This is a genomic window from Rhizobium tibeticum (genome assembly GCF_900110205.1).
In the GTDB taxonomy this organism is placed as follows: domain Bacteria; phylum Pseudomonadota; class Alphaproteobacteria; order Rhizobiales; family Rhizobiaceae; genus Rhizobium; species Rhizobium tibeticum.
On sequence record NZ_FOCV01000004.1, the window covers coordinates 213,619 to 230,069 of the forward strand.

Sequence of the window (16,451 nt, forward strand, 5' to 3'; positions counted from 1 at the left end):
ACTCTACTGGCCCAGGCCGGAAGCTACCACGACCTCGTCGATGAAAGCCTGCTTTGCCCTGGTATATTGCGCGCGGCTTTCTGCATGCTCGCCGGCCAAGCCAACCTTCAGTTGCTCGTAGGCACGTGCGAGCCGCGCATCGCCGCGCAGGGCGTCGCGAAAGGCGATCATCCGCTTCCAGTTGTCACCGCGATACTCCACGACATGGACCAGATGGGTGCGGCTTTCATTTTTGATGCCGCGGCCGAAAATATGGTCATCAGGAACGATGTTGTCACCGGCATAGTCATAGCCGATTGCTTCCATCGGGCCGATGCAGCACAAGCCATCGTCCAAATGCTTGACACCGACAAGTATGTCGATGATCGGCTTCGCCTTGATGCCAGGAATGGCAGTACTGCCGACGTGCTGAATACTGATCGCGATGTCTCCGAGCGCCTGTCGGATGGCGTGTGCCTCGTTGGCATAGGCTTGTTGCCACAGGGTATTGGGTTCGGCGAGAGAAACCGTCATGTTCTTCAACCCAAGACCGTAAGACGCATCGTCTCGCATGCCGAACCTCCGTGACAGACCGTGAGCCCTTCACAATATTAGGAGGTTCGGCACGTTTCTATCAATCGTGAAACGCGTCGACGAATTTGCGCTTGCCGAGCATGAAGGCATCGGCAACATGGCGAAGAGGCGCGAGATCGACGTCGGATTTGCCGGCTTTGACGATTTCGGCGAAGCGACGGTAGAGCGCTGGGTATTCCTCTTCCGGCGCCGAGAATTTCAGTTCGCCATTGATCGACAGCTTGGATCCGCCTTCGGCAAGCTGCACATGGCCGGCTTCGGTTTCCGCGAGGATGTCCCAGCTCTGCTTGCCCGTCTGTCGCCAGTCGAACTCGGCATGAACAGGTACGTCTTCAGCGTTCTTGAAATGCAGATCGGCAGCAATCGGTGCGTCGCGATTTTCCGGAAATTCGAGCGTTGCGCCCGTCAGGAAGATTGCTTTCGGCAGAATGTGAGTGACGATTGAAAGGGCGTTGATTCCCGGATCGAAAACGCCGAGCCCACCGGCCTGCCAGATCCAGTCCTGGTTCGGATGCCAATGGCGAACGTCTTCCTTCCAGATGACGTGAACGCTCTTGATCGTCGTCGAGGCGAGGAAGGACTTCGTGGCTTCGACGGCCGCTGCATAGCGCGAATGCCAGCTCGCAAACAGTGAAACGCCCTTGCTTGCCGCGAGACTTTCAAGATCGGCCACTTCGCTCAGCGTTGCGCCCGGAGGTTTTTCGAGGAAGACGTGCTTGCCGGCGGAAAGCGCCTTGTGGGCGGCTTCGTAGCGATACTGCGGCGGCATGCACAGCGAAACGGCATCGACCGCCGGGACTGCATCGAGCATTGCATCGATCGTGGTGAAGCTCTGGATGCCTTCGACGGTGCCGTGACGGCTCGCCGTTGCAACGAGCTCGAAGTCGGGATTTTTGGCGATCGAGGGAAGGTGCTGGTCGCGGACGATCTTGCCGACGCCGACGATGGCGAGGTTGATAGGTGACATGCTGGTGGCTCGCGTTCGGTGTTTCGCTCAAAAGTATGATTTATTTTGCGCCTGTTTTAACAGAAAGAAACCGGCGGGCAAGCGTCGATGGGCCCCATCAGAGAGACGCCATCTCGGCGGGCGCTGTCGGCTTCTCGAACTGCAGCGTTACGACCTTATACCCCTCGGCCTCGAGCGTTGAAAGAAGCGTCGGCAGCATTGTCGCGGTGCGATTGTGGATGTCGTGCATGAGAATGATGCCGCGGCCGCGCCTGTGCAGCAGGTCCATCGTCCGCTTGGTTATGGTCGCAGGCGATGTGTTGAGGTAGTCCTTGCTGTCCACATCCACATCCATCACGACCATGTCGCGCATTGCAACGGCGGCGCGAAGCTTGTGGCTGTCGGCAAGGTATGGAAAGCGAAAAAAGTTGACGTCGACACCGGTCGCCTTGGTGACGGCTGCCGCGCCGCGCGTGATCTCTTTCATCGCCATGTCGAAGGCCAGCGTCGCCAGATTGTCGTGCCGATAAGTGTGGCTTCCGATCGTGTTGCCTTCCATGGCGACCTTGCGAGCAAGCTCCGGATGCAGTTCCGCCATTTCGCCGACCATCATGAAAGCGCCCTTGACGCCAAACTGGTCCAGTGTCGCGAGCACGCGGTCCGTCCGGCCAGGAATGGGGCCGTCATCGAAGCTGAGGATGACCTCCTTATCCTGCAAGTGCAGGTCGTGACCCGAAGCGACCGTCAGTGTTCGGCCGGCGAGGTGATGGGGGCGCGTGTCGTGAGACATTTGGGTTAGACGACCTTCCGTTTCCGCGATCTGGCTGCCTTCCTGTGCGACGATGGAGGAGGTCTTGATCGTCGTGTCTGGCGAAGGCGCAGGCCGCTTGGTGGTTTGGCAGCCGGCCAGGGCCACGCTCAAGATGAGACTGGAAAGGAAGGCGAAGCGATGCATGAAAGGGGCTCAACAAATCAGTCATGAATGTTGAGACAACCTTGATGATTATGGTTAACGATCGGTTTCGATCGCCCCGAGATTGCCGAATAGTGCTTAATCCGACAAGCTTCCGCCGGCGGCTGTGGCTATCCCGCCATGGCTTCTTCGTATTCCGACGAAAGCTCCAGCCACTGCTCTTCAGCAGCCGCGAGCTTTGCGGCGGCTTCGCCGCGCTGCTTGGCTTTTTCGGCAGCTTTCGCGGGCGCCTTTTCATAGAGCAGCGGATCTGCAAGTTCTGCATCAAGCGCCTGAATCAGTTTCTCCAGCTTGCCGGTCAAGGATTCGATTTCGTTGATCTTTTTCTTGAGCGGCGCAAGCGACGCGCGTTTCTCGGCATTCAGCTTGCGCTGGTCCGCCTTCGAGGCGAACTCTTCAGCGAGTTGAGGCTTTTCATCTTTCTTTTTGCCCGACGCGACGACGAGGTCGCGATACTCGTCCATATCGCCTTCGAAAGTCGTCACGGTACCATTGTTGACGAGCCACAATCGATCGACCGTCGCCTCGATGAGATGGCGATCGTGCGAGATCAGGATGACGGCACCCTCGTAGTCATTGAGCGCTTCGATGAGTGCCCGCCGGCTGTCGATGTCGAGGTGGTTCGTCGGCTCGTCGAGAATCAGCAGATTCGGCGCGTGGAAGGCAGCGAGACCCATCAGCAAGCGGGCCTTCTCGCCACCGGAGAGATCCTTTGCCGCGGTGGACATCTTTTCGGTTGCAAGGCCCATCTGGGCGACGCGCGCTCGCACCTTCGCTTCCGGCGCGTCCGGCATCAAGCGGCGCACATGCTCGACGGGTGACTGGTCGGGGATCAGATCCTCGAGTTGATGCTGCGCGAAGAAGCCGATCTTCAGGGTCGGCGCGAGCTTGACTTCTCCCGCCTCTGCTAACAGGCGACCGGAAATGAATTTCGCGAACGTGGATTTGCCGTTGCCGTTAGAGCCGAGCAGTGCGATGCGATCGTCGTTGTCGATGCGCAGGTTCAGGCCTCTCAAGATCGGCTTGCCGGGCTCATAGCCGACCGCGCCGCCGCTGATGGCAACGATCGGGGAGGCCGGCTGCTTTTCCGGCTCCGGGAAGGTGATCGGCTGGACGTGATCCTCGATGACGGCGGCCACCGTGCCCATGCGCTCCAGCGCCTTGACGCGGCTCTGCGCCTGGCGCGCCTTTGAAGCCTTTGCCTTGAAGCGGTCGATGAAGCTCTGCAAGTGTTTGCGCGCAACCTCGTTCTTTGCCCGTGCCTTGGTCTGCAACTCGTCAGCCTCGGCCTTTTGCCGTTCGAACTGGTCGTATCCGCCGCGATAGAAGGTGAGCTTCTTCTGGTCGAGATGAACGATCGAATTGACGGCGTTGTTCAGCAGGTCCCGGTCGTGGCTGATGATGATGACCGTATGCGGATAACGGCGCACATAGTCCTCGAGCCACAAAGTGCCTTCGAGGTCGAGATAGTTGGTCGGTTCGTCGAGGAGCAGCAGGTCGGGCTCGGAGAATAGGACGGCCGCGAGGGCGACGCGCATCCGCCAGCCGCCAGAGAAGGACGAGGCCGATCGCGACTGCGCTTCCTGATCGAAGCCGAGGCCCGCGAGGATGCTGGCGGCACGCGCTTCCGCGGAATGCGCGTCGATATCGACCAGTCGCATCTGGATTTCGGCGATGCGGTGCGGATCTGTGGCATTTTCCGCCTCCACCAGCAAGGCCGAGCGCTCCTTGTCGGCTGCCAGTACGATTTCAATCAGCGCGTCTTCCGTTCCCGGTGCTTCCTGCGCCACCTGACCGATGCGAGCATTTTTCGGGATCGATACCGAACCGCTTTCCGAAGCCAAATCGCCGGTGATGACCCGAAAAAGCGTGGACTTGCCCGCACCGTTGCGGCCAACCAGTCCGGCCTTTGCGCCGGCCGGCAGCGAAACGCTGGCGTGATCGAGAAGCAGGCGGCCGGCAACACGTGCGGAAATATCGGAAATCGTGATCATGCGCCGGGTTTTGGCGGAACTCTTGCCCGAAGGCAAGGGCGGCGGCGAAGCCGGATGGCGCGATATGGTGGAAAGTTACATCGCCGCCGTAATCTTTTACCAAGTGGCGTGTGCTGAAGGAAATTGCGCGCCGTGATTGCTTCGGCGATAAGCCCGTGCGATACCGGCACGGTTTGGCATTCATGTCCCGCAACGCCATATTCTCGTGGTGGTCGCGCGTTGAAGTCGCCGTACTGGGGCGGATGAAAGCCTGAGCCTGGCGCTCAGCGCCCGAAGGCTTGCACGGGCTGGCGCCGGTTTGATTGGGCCGCGTGCAGTGCGACGCGCGCATTCGCCTGCAGCTGCGATGCCGTCGCTGCGTCAGCGCTCAATGCAATCCCGAGCGAAATCGTAAGCTTGGCAGGCGCGGTGTTGTCAGAGGTCGCAAAAGCCAGGTGATCTTCCACGGAGGCGCGCAGCCGATCGGCAATCGCCAGGGCCTCCTGCATACCGACATTGGCAAACAGAAACGCGAATTCATGGCCATCAGTCCGCGCAACAAGATCGTTTTTCTTGATCGACTTGCGAAAGAGATCCGCAAGTTTCTTCAGCAACCGGGTGCCGACCTGCGTGCCGTAGCGGGTACTGACTGCCTTGAAGTCGTCGACATCGACCATGATCAGGGCATTGCCCGAGGCGCCTTCCTCGCGATCATAGAGATCTGCGATTGCCTTGTTGAGCGCGATGCGGTTGGGAATCCCGGTGAGCTTGTCGGTGGCCGACGCGCAATGAGCGGCTGCAATGCCAAGCTCAATTGTTTCCAGGCGCTCGACGTCGCTCCTCAGCCGGGCCTCGATATCCTTTTCCGAAGCCAACACGGTGGAGAGAGAGGTCGATAGATACTCCATCTCGCTCATGAACGAGCAGAGGCTCTGCTCCAGATTGCCTGCGATGGATTGCAATGCTGTTTCTGCAGCGCGTACGAATGCCTGCTTTTGGCGTAGGCTTTCCGAAAGCCGCTCCGCTGCTTCCCGCAGCAACTTGCTAGTCTCGCCATGAGAGACTTCGCTGGCGAGACCGCAATGGCTGACAAGCCGGTACTTCAGGCCCAGCCCGTCGAGAGACGCTTGCCGCGGGCTCGGGCCGAGCGCCGCGATATCCTGCGCCAGGCCGGCGTTCTGGCCGATGATCGCCTCGTGCAAAAGCTCATAGTTGCGAGGCAGGCCGGCGATCGCAAGCCTTGCCATATGCTGCGCGATCCGCTGGATATCCGTCGGGGCAGCCGGACGTGGTGCGGCTTCGCGTTGTACCTGTGAGTTCGGCGCAGTTCGCATGACGATCCCCTCGTTCCGACGATATGACCGGCGGTTGGTTCTCTATGCAACTATCGCGCTTAAGATAGCTTAAATTCTGCGCTTGTAGTTGAAGTCGCGGCGCGAAACGGTGAAATGCAGTTAATGCATAGTATCCATTGCGCATTTACTGTCGCGAAGAACAGCGGAACTTGATCGAGACGAATGCGATGCCGTCCGATGGGAAGGTCGTCGTCTGGACAGCAGACCTGCGCGCGTCTGCTCTGCGGCGACAGGCAATCGTTTCGTGACAGCGGCGTGAAATTGCCGATGCCCACTTGTTTTCGGGCTATCAGGCGGGTAAACACCGCCCACTTTTCCCACGGAATAAAGGATTTTGACCAATGGCGATTGAACGCACCTTCTCGATGATCAAGCCGGACGCAACGAAGCGCAACCTGACGGGCGCGATCACCAAGATTCTCGAAGACGCCGGCCTGCGCGTCGTCGCTTCCAAGCGCGTCTGGATGAGCAAGCGCGAAGCCGAAGGCTTCTACGCCGTTCACAAGGATCGCGCGTTCTTCGGTGAACTCGTTGAAACCATGACCTCCGGCCCGACCATCGTCCAGGTTCTGGAAGGCGAAAACGCGATCCTCAAGAACCGCGAAGTCATGGGTGCGACCAACCCGGCCAACGCTGACGAAGGCACGATCCGCAAGACACACGCCCTGTCGATCGGCGAAAACTCGGTTCACGGCTCGGACGCCCCGGAAACCGCTGCTCAGGAAATCAAGTACTGGTTCTCCGACACTGAAATCGTCGGCTGAGACAGGCTCTCAGCGAATCCGCTGAAGGTGTTGAATTGACTCTGAAAGCCGGGGCTCTGCTCCGGCTTTTTACGTTGAAGGGCAGGTCGCGGCGGAATCGTAGTCCACAGTGCCGTCCGGTTTGAAGACCTCAGGATTCTTCGTATAGAGCGGACCAACGACCAGCGGCTTGCCGGGCATGACAGACTGGTCAAGGCTCGAAATCACCTCGGTCTTCAGGCTTTGCAATGTCTCTCCCTTGGCGTCGACAAGACGAACGCTCACGGCGTAAGGCTTGTCCTTCTTGACGCAATGAATTGCAGGGCTCTGAAGCGTGATCTTGTCCCAGAACGGGTAGATCTTTTCATTCGTCACCAACACGTCGCCGCCCGCAGGGTTCTCGAATTCCGCGATGGCGACAGCGCCTTCCGGGATAGGGGCCTTCTTGTTAAGTGTCACGACATAGGTCGCGATCGCGATCCGGTAGTTGAAAACGAAGACGCGTCCGCTGACCTCGACAAACTTGTCGGTCTCTCGCTGGCATCCGCTCAGCACTGCAGTTGCAAGCAGCACGGCCATCAATATCGCTTTCATGGCGCTTCCTCCTCTTTCCTCCGGCGATAATGCCGGTTCGCCTTGGCGCGATTGCCGCACACCGCCATGTCGCACCAGGCGCGACTTCTATTTTTGCTGCGGTCGATGAAGAGCCAGCCGCAATTGCGGCAGACCTTCATACGTTCGGGGTCAGGCATCGCGATGAGCCGTAACACGGAATGCGAGGTTGCTACGTCGAGTCCGTTTGCTCCATTGGCACCATGCAGCGTGCGGGCCAGCGCCTCCAGAAGGTCGGCGAGCAGCTGATCGTCATCATCGCCTGAAACGCGAGCCCGGAAATACCTGTCCGTCGCCTCACGCAACTCCAGGAAGTTCCTTCTGTTATCTGGGGCCGGAGCAACCATGTCACCGAAGATCGCACGCTCCGCGCAGAACTCCGCTGCAGCCTGCGGAAAGGTTTCCAGTTGGGCGGGTGCTTCGAAGCGGTCGATCCGTCGCGTCTCGTCATGCCTCAGGACGACGCTGTTGGCGACATCCAGTGCCAATGCGCCTCCGGAAAAGCGGTGTGGGGTCCAGGAGAAGCTCATGATGAAAATATAACTGGTAAAATAAGTTTTGCTAGTTATGATTTCTTGCAATCGGGAGTTCTTCATGGCCTATCTGCTGCAGCAATTGGCGAACGCGGTCCCTGTGGCTGCACTCTACGCTGCGCTTGCGTTCGGCTACGCCATCGCCTTTGGGGTCACCAAGCGCGCCGATATCACCTATGGGGCGATCTTCGCCTTCTCGGGTCAGATTTTGCTGCTCTTCACCGATCTAGGCTACAACAGGCTCTGGCTGATCCTGCCGGCGGCGCTGGCACTGGGGGCTCTGTTCTCGGTTATCTATTCGATGCTGGCGGCAATCTGGATCGGGCGCTCCATCATGCTGCCGCTGGTGCGCCAGTCGTCGAATACTGTGATCGTGGCGGCACTTGGCATCACCATCGTCCTCATGGAAACGGCCAGGCTTGCATCCGACACGAAAAGCCTGTGGCTTTCGCCTTTCCTGAACAGGGCCGTCGTGTTCTGGAGCGACGGGGCGTTCAAGGTGACGCTCACGGAGATCCAACTCATCAATACCGGATTGATGTGTGCCATGATGGCGCTCGGCGTTGTCGTCATGTGGGGCACGTCCTGGGGGCGTTTGTGGCGCGCGGTTACCGACGATCCCCTAGCAGCAGAACTCTGCGGCACCAGCGCCGATCGCGTGTTCCTCATCGCCTACGCTTCGGCAGGCTTGATCGCCACGGCATGTGGCATCCTCGCCACCTTCTACTACGGCACGATGGATTTCGGCGCCGGCCTGATGTTCGGCCTCAAGGTTTTGATGGTCGCAGCTGTCGGCGGATATTCGGACCCGTTGAAGTCGGCCGCCGGGGCCGCCGGTCTCGGTGTCGCGGAGACGATGTGGAGCGCCTACGGCCCCTACCTCTGGCGCGACCTCGTGGTCTTCTCGCTGCTTGTGCTTCTTCTCGTTCTCAGCAGGAGGGAGCGGGCCATACCCTGACTATTTCCACTTGTCGCGTGCAGCGTCATCCGCGTCCCTGGCGGCAACCCATTCGCCCGTGAAGCCATCCTTGCCGTGCTCCTTCTTCCAGAAAGGAGCGGCGGTCTTCAGATAGTCCATCACGAAATTCGCACCGTCGAATGCAGCCTGCCTGTGCGGCGCTGCGGCGATGACAAGCACGATATTCCCCTGCGCGGCGATCTTGCCGTAGCGGTGGATGGCTGTCAGGCCGAGGAGCCCGAAACGTTCGATCGCAAGGCCTGCAATCCGTGTCATCTCCGCTTCGGCCATCCCCGGATAATGTTCGAGTTCAAGTGCTGCAAGCGTTCCGCCCTCGTCACGGCACAAGCCTGAGAACGTGACGATCGCGCCAACACCGTCGGTGCGGGTGCTGATCCGGTCGACTTCAGCCTGCAGGTCGAAGTCCTCGCGCTGGACGCGGATATGCGGCTGGACCTTGCTGCTCACGTCAGCCTCCGGTCATCGGCGGGAAAATACCGATCTCCCTGGCGTTGCCGATCGGCTCGTCGTGGTCGACGTGCTCCTGGTCGATCGCGACGCGAATGACATCGGGAAACTGAAGCGCGGTCTCATATTCTTCGCCCATCGTCTTCAAATGATTCAGAAGATCAGCGACGGTGACGACGGAAGCGGGCAGGGCGATGTCTTCTTCAGCCTTACCGATCCGCTCGCGCACCCAGGCGAAATAGACGAGCTTTGTCATTCTTCATCATCCACGATGTGTTTCAGGCCGGCCCGGAAATAGTCGTAGCCAGTGTAGATCGTCAGAATCGCTGCGATCCAGAGAAGACCGATGCCTGTCTTCGTCGTATAAGGGAACACTTCGTCGCCAGCAGGACCAGCGAGCAGGAACGCGATCGCGACCAGCTGCACCGTGGTCTTCCACTTGGCAATCCGGGTCACAGGCACGCTGACCTTGAGGGCCGCCAGATATTCGCGCAGGCCCGAAACCAGGATCTCGCGGCAGAGAATGGTGATCGCCGCCCAGATGGACCAGCCGGCAATCGTCTGATCCGCTGCGACCAGCAGCAGAATGGACGCGACCAGCAGCTTGTCGGCGATCGGATCGAGCATCCGGCCGATGTTCGATGTCTGATTCCAGATGCGGGCGAGATAGCCGTCGAGAAAGTCGGTAATCGACGCGATAACGAAGATCCACAGCGCCACCCATCGGGCCGTGTTGCTGATCGCCAGCTTTCCTTCGAGAAAGAAGCACAGCACGATCAGCGGCACTGCCAGAATGCGGCCGTAGGTCAGCAGGTTCGGTATATTGTATGCGCGCGATGCCATGAAACATATCTCTGAAGTGATGTGCCCGTAGATGACGGCTTTGACCGCAAAGCGTCAACATTCTTTCTGTTTTTTCGCTGCCTTTGCGTGGAATTTGCGACCGTCTCCACCTATTTCGCGGCGTCGTCGTGAAAATGGTTGTAAACCTGCTTGGCGACGGTCTCCGAAATACCCTCGACGGCCATCAGGTCGGAAAGGGCGGCGCGGGAGACCGCCTTGGCGGTTCCGAAATGCTGCAGCAGGGCGCGCTTGCGCGACGGCCCGATCCCGCCGATCTCGTCGAGCGGATTCTTGACCATCTCCTTCTTACGCCGGGCGCGATGCGAGCCGATGGCGAAGCGGTGCGCTTCGTCGCGCATGCGCTGAATGAAATAGAGGACGGGGTCGCGTGGCGGCAAGGTGAAGCTCTCGCGTCCCGGCGGGAAGAAACGCTCGCGCCCGGCGTCTCTGTCGACGCCTTTGGCCACGCCGATGGCGATCACGCTGTCGGTAATCCCCAAGTCCTCGAGGATGGCGCGCACGGCCGTCATCTGTCCCTGTCCGCCGTCGATCAGGATCACATCAGGCCAAGCGGGGAAGGGCATATCGGCTGCATCCGCCAGCGATGCCGGCTGGCTGCGGTCAGGAATTCCCTCTTCCTTGAGTAGCCGGGAAAAGCGGCGCGTCATCACCTCGCGCATCATGCCGAAGTCGTCGCCCGGCGTGATGTCGGTCGATTTGATGTTGAACTTTCGGTACTGGTTCTTCACGAAGCCTTCCGGCCCCGCGACGACCATGCCGCCGACGGCATTGGTGCCCATGATGTGGGAGTTGTCGTAGATCTCGACGCGCTGGGGCACATAGGGAAGCCCGAACGTCTCCTTGAAACCCTCGAGCAGGCGTGACTGCGAGGCCGTTTCAGCGAGCTTCCGGCCGTGCGCCTCGCGCGCGTTGGCGATCACGTGCTCGACCAGATCACGCTTCTCTCCGCGCTGTGGCACGAGGATGGACACCTTGTGTCCGGCTTTTTCGCCGAGCGCGGCCGCAAGCAGTTCGATCTCTTCTATCGTCTCCGAGAGCAGGATCTGCTTCGGCACCGGCTTGTCGTCGTAGAACTGGGCCAGGAAGGCGTTCATCACCTCGGCAGCCGACAGCTGCGGGTCGGCCTTCGGGAAATAGGCGCGGTTACCCCAGTTCTGTCCGGTGCGGAAGAAGAACACCTGGATGCAGGAGATGCCGCCTTCATGATGGATCGCAAAGACATCCGCCTCTTCCACGCCTGCCGGATTGATGCCCTGGTGGCTGGAAACATGCGAGAGCGAGGCCAAACGGTCGCGATAGACGGCGGCGCGTTCGAAGTCGAGATCGTCCGCCGCGAGGTTCATCGCCTCCGCCATATGTTCCTTGACCTTCTGGCTCTTGCCGGAAAGGAAGTCCTTGGCCTCCTGAACGAGCTCGGCGTATCCCTCGTCGCTGACCTCATGCGTGCACGGGCCGGAACAACGCTTGATCTGATAGAGAAGACAGGGGCGGGTGCGTGTTTCGAAGACGCTGTCGGTACAGGTCCGAATGAGGAAGGCGCGCTGCAGCGAGTTGATCGTACGTCCCACGGCGCCGGCTGACGCAAAGGGCCCAAAATAGTCGCCCTTGCGGGCACGGGCGCCACGGTGCTTGAAGATCGCCGGGGCGCGATGATCACCCGTGATCAGGATGTAGGGAAACGACTTGTCGTCGCGCAGCAGCACATTAAAGCGTGGCCGCAAACGTTTGATCAGATTCGCTTCCAAGAGCAGCGCTTCGGTCTCGGTGCGCGTCGTCACGAACTCCATGTTCGCCGTCAGTCGCACCATCTGGGCGATGCGGTTCGAGTGCACGCGGCCGAGCGCGTAGTTGCTAACGCGCTTCTTGAGGCTGCGGGCCTTGCCGACGTAAAGAACGTCGCCGGCCTCGTTGAACATGCGGTAGACGCCCGGGCTGTTCGGCAGCCGTTTGACGAATTCGGCAATCAGTTCGGCACCGGCGAGGCCGGTTTCGTTGACCCCGCCTTCATTCCAATCGATCGCAGCCGAAATCGGCGCAGCGGAGGCCTCACTCTCCACGTCGATATCGTCGTCGTTTTCGTCCGTTTCGTCGTAAAGAACGCCGCCGTCGGGCAGCTTTCTTGAATTCATTCCATAATCTCCGCCACATCGGGCGTCTGCCAGGCAAGATGCTGGCCGCCGTCGAGAGCAATCATTTGACCGGTGATCGAGGGCATTTCGTAGAGGAAGCGAATTGTTTTGCCGAATTCCTCGAGCTTTGGCCCTTGCTTGAGGATAAGCGCGGAAACCTGCGCTTGGAAGTCTTCTTGCGACTGCCGCTCGCTCGGCATCGAGGGACCGGGGCCGATGGCGTTGACGCGAATGCGCGGCGCGAGCGCCTGCGCCATGGTTTGTGTCGCCGTCCACAGGGCCGATTTTGATAATGTATAGGAATAGAAGCTCGGTCGTAGCGCCCAGACGCGCTGGTCGATGACGTTGACGACCAGCCCGTACGTCTCTTCGGGCAGTTGCGCCGCAAAGTTCGCCGAGAGAATCGAGGGCGCTCGGACATGGACGGCGAAATGCTCGTCCCAGGCCTTGGCATCGATATGGCGGACGGAATCTTCGTGGAAAACGGAGGCGTTATTGACGAGCAGATCGATCGGTCCAAGCGTCTCTGAGACCTTCCTTATCAGATCGCTTGTCTCGTCAATTTTCTCGAGGTCAGCTTGCACGGCGACCGCCCGAGAACCGCTTCGCCGCAGTTCCGCCGCGAAATTCTCGGCTGCCTCAATCGAACGACTGGCGTGGATCGCGACCGAAAAGCCATTCGCGGCCAGATCCTCGACTATCGCCCTGCCTATTCTTTTGGCCGCCCCGGTCACGAGTGCCGTCCGAAGTCTTTTCTCGTTCAAAATCATGCCTTTTCGCCGCGAAACTCTGTTCGCTGCTTATATAGGCTGCAGCGAAGGGCAGATAAATAGGCGTTTTGATTGCGATGCTGTGGGAATTATTGTATGTATTATTTAAGAATATATTTTCCTTAAATAAGTATCCATGATTTAACCATTCGTTATGGTTAACAAATATTCTGTTGCGGCAAAGCAACATCGAATTTCAGCCATTCAGGCGCCACAATCAAATCACAATTTGGCTCTTTCAAATCCTCAATTGGGCATCAATTTCCGTTCCGAACCGCAAGGGACATTTGTAATAGCCCGCGAATGCTTCGCTATAAGACAGTTGACGAAGGACGCGGGTCTGAAAGGAGACGAGTATGCGTACATTTATTGCTAGCCTGTTGGTTTCGACCGTTGCCCTTGGCGGGTTTTCCGCCGCTTATGCAGCTGATGCCGTTGACCAGATCCCGGAAGCTCCGGTTGCACAGAATGAACCGGTAACGCCGGCAGGCAACTGGCAGGGCTTCTACCTCGGTGGCGCCGGCACCTACAACCTCGGTGGCTTCGGCGACAAGTACAACGCTCGTGCTCTCGGCGGTCAGATCTATTCCGGTTACAACTGGCAGGCTGGCCAGATCGTTTACGGTGCCGAAGCCGACATCGGCTATTCCGGTGCTGACGGCGCCGCTGGCGGCGGCGAGGGCAAGAACGAAGTCAACGGCTCGATTCGCGGCCGTATCGGCTACGATCTGAACCCGTTCCTGCTGTATGGTACGGCCGGTCTTGCCGCCACCAAGAACAAGTTCAGCAACGCCGCCGGCTCTGACACCGACACGTCGCTCGGTTACACGGTTGGCGCGGGTGCAGAAACCTTCGTGACCAACAACATCACGGCACGTGTCGAGTACCGTTACACCAACTACGCTGACAGCGACTTCAACGTCGGTGGCGCGAACATTTCGCGCGGTTACGACGAACACAGCGTCAAGGTCGGTATCGGCGTCAAGTTCTAAGCCGAACATCGAAATACGAAAAGCCGGGCTCTCTAGCCCGGCTTTTTTTGTTTGTCAGATGAACCCTCAAGCGTCCTGCTTTGGGAAGTCAGTCGAAGCTGCAAGCTCACGCCATGCGGCGAGTTCCTTCGCGACATGTTCGTTCTTCGCTTCGATCACCGCCACGGTATCGCTGCCGAACGGCATGCGCAGCGGCGGGTTTTGCGAATGCGCCAGTGTGACCATTGCCTTCGCAAGGCGAGCAGGGTCGCCGGGCTGCTGGTGGTTATGACCGGCAGCGAATTCGCGCATCGCGCCGACAGGCGTTTCCTGGTAGTCAGCGATCGAACTCGGGCTGACGGCGAGAGAGCTCTCGTCCAGGAAGTCGGTGCGGAAGAAGCCGGGCTCGACGATCGTCACCTTGATGCCCAGCGGGGCCACTTCGGCGGCCAGCGCCTCAGACAGGCCCTCGACTGCGAACTTGGTCGAGCAATAGACCCCCCAGCCGGCATGGGACTCGTAGCCGCCGATGGACGAGATGTTGAGCACGTGCCCAAAGCGCTGGCGACGCATGTGCGGCAGCACCGCGCGGGTAACCTTCAAGAGGCCAAACACGTTCGTTGCGTAGAGCCTCTCGATCTCTTCCGTGGTCGCTTCTTCCACGGCACCACGCAGGCCGAAGCCGGCATTGTTGAGCAGCACGTCGATCCGGCCGAAGCGCTTGACGGCCGCTTCCGCTGCCTTGTGCGCAGAGGCTTCATCGGTCACATCCAATGATACGGCGAGCAGATTGCGATGATTGCCGAACTTCTCCTCAAGGCCCCTCGGGTTGCGCGCCGTCGCGACGACGGCGTCGCCGGCATCGAGGGCCTCTTGGGCGATGAGGGCGCCGAAACCACGCGATGCCCCTGTGATGAACCAAACACGCATGACGATCTCCTTTGTCCGTTGCGCTGCGATTTGCCTACGGAGTGAAGGTAGCGTATTGGCATAGTTGAGAGAATCTACGCTGTGTTTCATGGCTTACTGAGAAAAGTTCATCAATGAAGCGTGTGCGCTCCACCGATCTGGCGATCTTCCTTGCGATCGCACATCACCGAAGCTTCCGGAAGGCATCCGTCGAACTGGGTGTTACAGCCTCCGCCCTCAGCCATGCATTGAGGGCGATCGAAGAGCGGCTGGAGGTTCGCCTGGTCAACCGGACGACCCGCGGGGTGGCCTTGACCGAGGCCGGCGAGCGGCTGTTCGACCGCATCCGCCCGGCATTCCTCGACATCGACGCGGCACTTGAAGACCTCAACAGCTTTCGCGGCCAACCGTATGGCAAGCTGCGCATCAATGCGGCGCGAGCTTCCACCAAGCTTGTTCTGTTGCCCATCGTTTCCCGCTTCCTGAAGGCCTATCCCTCCGTCGAGGTCGAGATCGTCATCGACGACGCGCTCGTCGACACGGTGTCATCGGGTTTCGACGCCGGTGTAAGGTTTGGTGAAAGCGTAGCCGCCGATATGATCGCCGTGCGTATCGGTCCGCGCCATCGTTTCGCGGTGGTTGCTGCGCCAAGCTATTTCGAGAACAGGGCCAAGCCGGTGACGCCACGTGACCTGCGCGATCACGAATGCATACGCTACCGCTTTGCCGGAGGCGCGTTCTATCGATGGGAGTTCGAACGCGGCGGGATCGAACTGGAGATCGAGGTTGCAGGCCCTCTGACGTTGGGCGATCAGGACATCATCCTAGATGCCGTGCTGCACGGTTGCGGTCTCGGATATCTTTTCGAGGAGCAGGTCCAAAGTGCGGTGGCCGATGGCAGGCTGATACGCGTGCTGGAAGACTGGTGCCCCTTCTATCCGGGCTTCTTCCTCTATTATCCGAGCCGCCGGCAGTTGCCGACGGCGCTGCGCGCCTTCGTGGATTTCGTGAAGGTCGACAGAGCCCCGCCTCAGGTTTGAGGTTTCAATTCTTTGTAGGCGGCGAATTTCTTTTCGAATTCGCGGCACCAGCCGATGAGTTCTGGATGGTCGGTTTCCCACTGTCCCTTGAAACGCAGGTCGAGGTAACCGAGCGTCGCTGCGAGCGCGAAGTGGCCGCCGTGCAGCCGCTTGCCGATGTTCGGCAGGTGCACGCTGAGATGGTTCAGGCCGCTGACTGCCTTCTTCCACTGGCGGTCGATCCAGGGTTGGTGCACCTTTTCTTCGTCACGGAAGCGTCGCTCGTAGACGATTGCCAGCAGGCAATCGCAAATGCCGTCGCATAGCGCCTCGAGGATTTCCGCCTCCGTCCGTTTGCCGTTCTTGGAGGGGTAGAGCTTCTTGCCTTTCAGCCGGTGGAAATAGTGCATGATGGCGACGCTGTCGAAGATCGACAGCCCGTCGTCGGTCAGCAGCGTCGGGATTTTGCCGAGCGGATTGTTATCGACCAGGAGTGCCGGACCGGCGTTGGTATCCACCCGGATTTCAACGGCATCGAGTTCTAGGTAGCGCGCGGCCATGCGTACCTTGCTGGAATAGGGAGACGTCGGTGCGCAAAGGATCTTCATGGTCGCTTTTCCATATGGTGATGTTTCGGCGCGACTATTTCGCGCCG

19 protein-coding genes are annotated in these 16,451 nt (G+C 59.5%); 5 read left to right on the forward strand and 14 right to left on the reverse strand.

The genetic code is table 11. The features are described from left to right. Positions 1 to 3: 3 nt before the first annotated feature. The 4 genes from BSG20_RS06440 to BSG20_RS06455 all read right to left on the reverse strand — a co-directional run bounded on the left by BSG20_RS06440 (position 4) and on the right by BSG20_RS06455 (position 4,486). On the reverse strand, positions 4 to 552 hold the full coding sequence (locus tag BSG20_RS06440; protein ID WP_072372455.1) for a GrpB family protein: 549 nt from the start codon (positions 550 to 552) through the stop codon (positions 4 to 6). Positions 553 to 613: 61 nt separating this feature from the next. Further along, positions 614 to 1,540, reverse strand: coding sequence for a Gfo/Idh/MocA family protein (locus BSG20_RS06445; protein ID WP_072372458.1), 927 nt, complete (start codon positions 1,538 to 1,540; stop codon positions 614 to 616). 97 nt (positions 1,541 to 1,637) lie between these two features. Then, positions 1,638 to 2,474 carry a polysaccharide deacetylase family protein gene (locus BSG20_RS06450; RefSeq protein ID WP_072372460.1) on the reverse strand — a complete coding sequence of 279 codons (837 nt, stop codon included), beginning with the start codon at positions 2,472 to 2,474 and terminating at the stop codon, positions 1,638 to 1,640. Positions 2,475 to 2,602: 128 nt separating this feature from the next. Next, a complete protein-coding gene (locus BSG20_RS06455) occupies positions 2,603 to 4,486 on the reverse strand; it encodes an ABC-F family ATP-binding cassette domain-containing protein (RefSeq protein ID WP_072372463.1) in 1,884 nt (627 codons plus the stop codon). Between BSG20_RS06455 and BSG20_RS36345 the strand changes: the two genes are divergently transcribed. After that, the gene (locus tag BSG20_RS36345; protein WP_167371546.1) at positions 4,485 to 4,622 is read left to right on the forward strand and encodes a hypothetical protein; all 138 of its coding nucleotides are present in this window, start codon (positions 4,485 to 4,487) and stop codon (positions 4,620 to 4,622) included. The two genes, BSG20_RS06455 and BSG20_RS36345, sit on opposite strands and share 2 nt — an antisense overlap. 127 nt (positions 4,623 to 4,749) lie before the next feature. Here the strand turns inward: BSG20_RS36345 and BSG20_RS06460 are convergent, their stop codons facing one another. Further along, a complete protein-coding gene (locus tag BSG20_RS06460) occupies positions 4,750 to 5,799 on the reverse strand; it encodes a GGDEF domain-containing protein (protein WP_177309816.1) in 1,050 nt (349 codons plus the stop codon). A gap of 362 nt (positions 5,800 to 6,161) precedes the next feature. Here BSG20_RS06460 and ndk point away from each other — a divergent pair, with 362 nt between their 5' ends. Further along, positions 6,162 to 6,584 carry a nucleoside-diphosphate kinase gene (gene ndk / locus BSG20_RS06465; protein WP_072372466.1) on the forward strand — a complete coding sequence of 141 codons (423 nt, stop codon included), beginning with the start codon at positions 6,162 to 6,164 and terminating at the stop codon, positions 6,582 to 6,584. A gap of 69 nt (positions 6,585 to 6,653) precedes the next feature. Here the strand turns inward: ndk and BSG20_RS06470 are convergent, their stop codons facing one another. Both BSG20_RS06470 and BSG20_RS06475 read right to left on the reverse strand, forming a co-directional pair. Further along, positions 6,654 to 7,157, reverse strand: coding sequence for a hypothetical protein (locus BSG20_RS06470; RefSeq protein WP_072372469.1), 504 nt, complete (start codon positions 7,155 to 7,157; stop codon positions 6,654 to 6,656). Continuing rightward, positions 7,154 to 7,705: a CGNR zinc finger domain-containing protein gene (locus tag BSG20_RS06475; protein WP_072372472.1), complete on the reverse strand. Its 552-nt coding sequence runs from the start codon at positions 7,703 to 7,705 to the stop codon at positions 7,154 to 7,156. Before BSG20_RS06475 ends, BSG20_RS06470 begins: the two co-directional genes overlap by 4 nt. 64 nt (positions 7,706 to 7,769) lie before the next feature. Here BSG20_RS06475 and BSG20_RS06480 point away from each other — a divergent pair, with 64 nt between their 5' ends. Next, a complete protein-coding gene (locus tag BSG20_RS06480) occupies positions 7,770 to 8,666 on the forward strand; it encodes a branched-chain amino acid ABC transporter permease (protein WP_072372689.1) in 897 nt (298 codons plus the stop codon). Here the strand turns inward: BSG20_RS06480 and BSG20_RS06485 are convergent, their stop codons facing one another. The 5 genes from BSG20_RS06485 to BSG20_RS06505 form a co-directional block, all read right to left on the reverse strand. Continuing rightward, entirely contained in the window at positions 8,667 to 9,134 is a 468-nt protein-coding gene (locus tag BSG20_RS06485; protein WP_072372475.1) for a molybdenum cofactor biosynthesis protein MoaE, read from the reverse strand. A gap of 1 nt (position 9,135) precedes the next feature. Continuing rightward, positions 9,136 to 9,390, reverse strand: coding sequence for a molybdopterin converting factor subunit 1 (gene moaD, locus BSG20_RS06490; RefSeq protein WP_072372478.1), 255 nt, complete (start codon positions 9,388 to 9,390; stop codon positions 9,136 to 9,138). After that, a complete protein-coding gene (gene pgsA / locus BSG20_RS06495) occupies positions 9,387 to 9,977 on the reverse strand; it encodes a CDP-diacylglycerol--glycerol-3-phosphate 3-phosphatidyltransferase (RefSeq protein ID WP_024316497.1) in 591 nt (196 codons plus the stop codon). Before pgsA ends, moaD begins: the two co-directional genes overlap by 4 nt. A gap of 110 nt (positions 9,978 to 10,087) precedes the next feature. After that, entirely contained in the window at positions 10,088 to 12,127 is a 2,040-nt protein-coding gene (uvrC, locus tag BSG20_RS06500) for an excinuclease ABC subunit UvrC (protein ID WP_072372480.1), read from the reverse strand. Next, positions 12,124 to 12,891: an SDR family oxidoreductase gene (locus tag BSG20_RS06505; RefSeq protein WP_072372692.1), complete on the reverse strand. Its 768-nt coding sequence runs from the start codon at positions 12,889 to 12,891 to the stop codon at positions 12,124 to 12,126. Before BSG20_RS06505 ends, uvrC begins: the two co-directional genes overlap by 4 nt. 362 nt (positions 12,892 to 13,253) lie before the next feature. Here BSG20_RS06505 and BSG20_RS06510 point away from each other — a divergent pair, with 362 nt between their 5' ends. Then, positions 13,254 to 13,889, forward strand: coding sequence for an outer membrane protein (locus BSG20_RS06510; RefSeq protein ID WP_024316500.1), 636 nt, complete (start codon positions 13,254 to 13,256; stop codon positions 13,887 to 13,889). A 66-nt stretch (positions 13,890 to 13,955) separates the two neighbouring features. Here the strand turns inward: BSG20_RS06510 and BSG20_RS06515 are convergent, their stop codons facing one another. Next, on the reverse strand, positions 13,956 to 14,798 hold the full coding sequence (locus tag BSG20_RS06515) for an oxidoreductase (protein ID WP_072372483.1): 843 nt from the start codon (positions 14,796 to 14,798) through the stop codon (positions 13,956 to 13,958). Positions 14,799 to 14,911: 113 nt separating this feature from the next. Between BSG20_RS06515 and BSG20_RS06520 the strand changes: the two genes are divergently transcribed. Continuing rightward, positions 14,912 to 15,817: a LysR family transcriptional regulator gene (locus BSG20_RS06520; protein WP_072372486.1), complete on the forward strand. Its 906-nt coding sequence runs from the start codon at positions 14,912 to 14,914 to the stop codon at positions 15,815 to 15,817. Here BSG20_RS06520 and BSG20_RS06525 read toward each other — a convergent pair. After that, complete coding sequence (locus tag BSG20_RS06525; protein WP_072372489.1) at positions 15,808 to 16,404, reverse strand: glutathione S-transferase; 597 nt, start codon at positions 16,402 to 16,404, stop codon at positions 15,808 to 15,810. The two genes, BSG20_RS06520 and BSG20_RS06525, sit on opposite strands and share 10 nt — an antisense overlap. Positions 16,405 to 16,451 lie beyond the last annotated feature (47 nt).

Coding starts and splice junctions, on each gene's coding strand:
- BSG20_RS06440 (WP_072372455.1), bottom strand. CDS start 552: ATGCGAGACGATGCGTCTTACGGTCTTGGGTTGAAGAACATGACGGTT.
- BSG20_RS06445 (WP_072372458.1), bottom strand. CDS start 1,540: ATGTCACCTATCAACCTCGCCATCGTCGGCGTCGGCAAGATCGTCCGC.
- BSG20_RS06450 (WP_072372460.1), bottom strand. CDS start 2,474: ATGCATCGCTTCGCCTTCCTTTCCAGTCTCATCTTGAGCGTGGCCCTG.
- BSG20_RS36345 (WP_167371546.1), top strand. CDS start 4,485: ATGCGCCGGGTTTTGGCGGAACTCTTGCCCGAAGGCAAGGGCGGCGGC.
- BSG20_RS06455 (WP_072372463.1), bottom strand. CDS start 4,486: ATGATCACGATTTCCGATATTTCCGCACGTGTTGCCGGCCGCCTGCTT.
- BSG20_RS06460 (WP_177309816.1), bottom strand. CDS start 5,799: ATGCGAACTGCGCCGAACTCACAGGTACAACGCGAAGCCGCACCACGT.
- ndk (WP_072372466.1), top strand. CDS start 6,162: ATGGCGATTGAACGCACCTTCTCGATGATCAAGCCGGACGCAACGAAG.
- BSG20_RS06470 (WP_072372469.1), bottom strand. CDS start 7,157: ATGAAAGCGATATTGATGGCCGTGCTGCTTGCAACTGCAGTGCTGAGC.
- BSG20_RS06475 (WP_072372472.1), bottom strand. CDS start 7,705: ATGAGCTTCTCCTGGACCCCACACCGCTTTTCCGGAGGCGCATTGGCA.
- BSG20_RS06480 (WP_072372689.1), top strand. CDS start 7,770: ATGGCCTATCTGCTGCAGCAATTGGCGAACGCGGTCCCTGTGGCTGCA.
- moaD (WP_072372478.1), bottom strand. CDS start 9,390: ATGACAAAGCTCGTCTATTTCGCCTGGGTGCGCGAGCGGATCGGTAAG.
- pgsA (WP_024316497.1), bottom strand. CDS start 9,977: ATGGCATCGCGCGCATACAATATACCGAACCTGCTGACCTACGGCCGC.
- uvrC (WP_072372480.1), bottom strand. CDS start 12,127: ATGAATTCAAGAAAGCTGCCCGACGGCGGCGTTCTTTACGACGAAACG.
- BSG20_RS06510 (WP_024316500.1), top strand. CDS start 13,254: ATGCGTACATTTATTGCTAGCCTGTTGGTTTCGACCGTTGCCCTTGGC.
- BSG20_RS06515 (WP_072372483.1), bottom strand. CDS start 14,798: ATGCGTGTTTGGTTCATCACAGGGGCATCGCGTGGTTTCGGCGCCCTC.
- BSG20_RS06520 (WP_072372486.1), top strand. CDS start 14,912: ATGAAGCGTGTGCGCTCCACCGATCTGGCGATCTTCCTTGCGATCGCA.
- BSG20_RS06525 (WP_072372489.1), bottom strand. CDS start 16,404: ATGAAGATCCTTTGCGCACCGACGTCTCCCTATTCCAGCAAGGTACGC.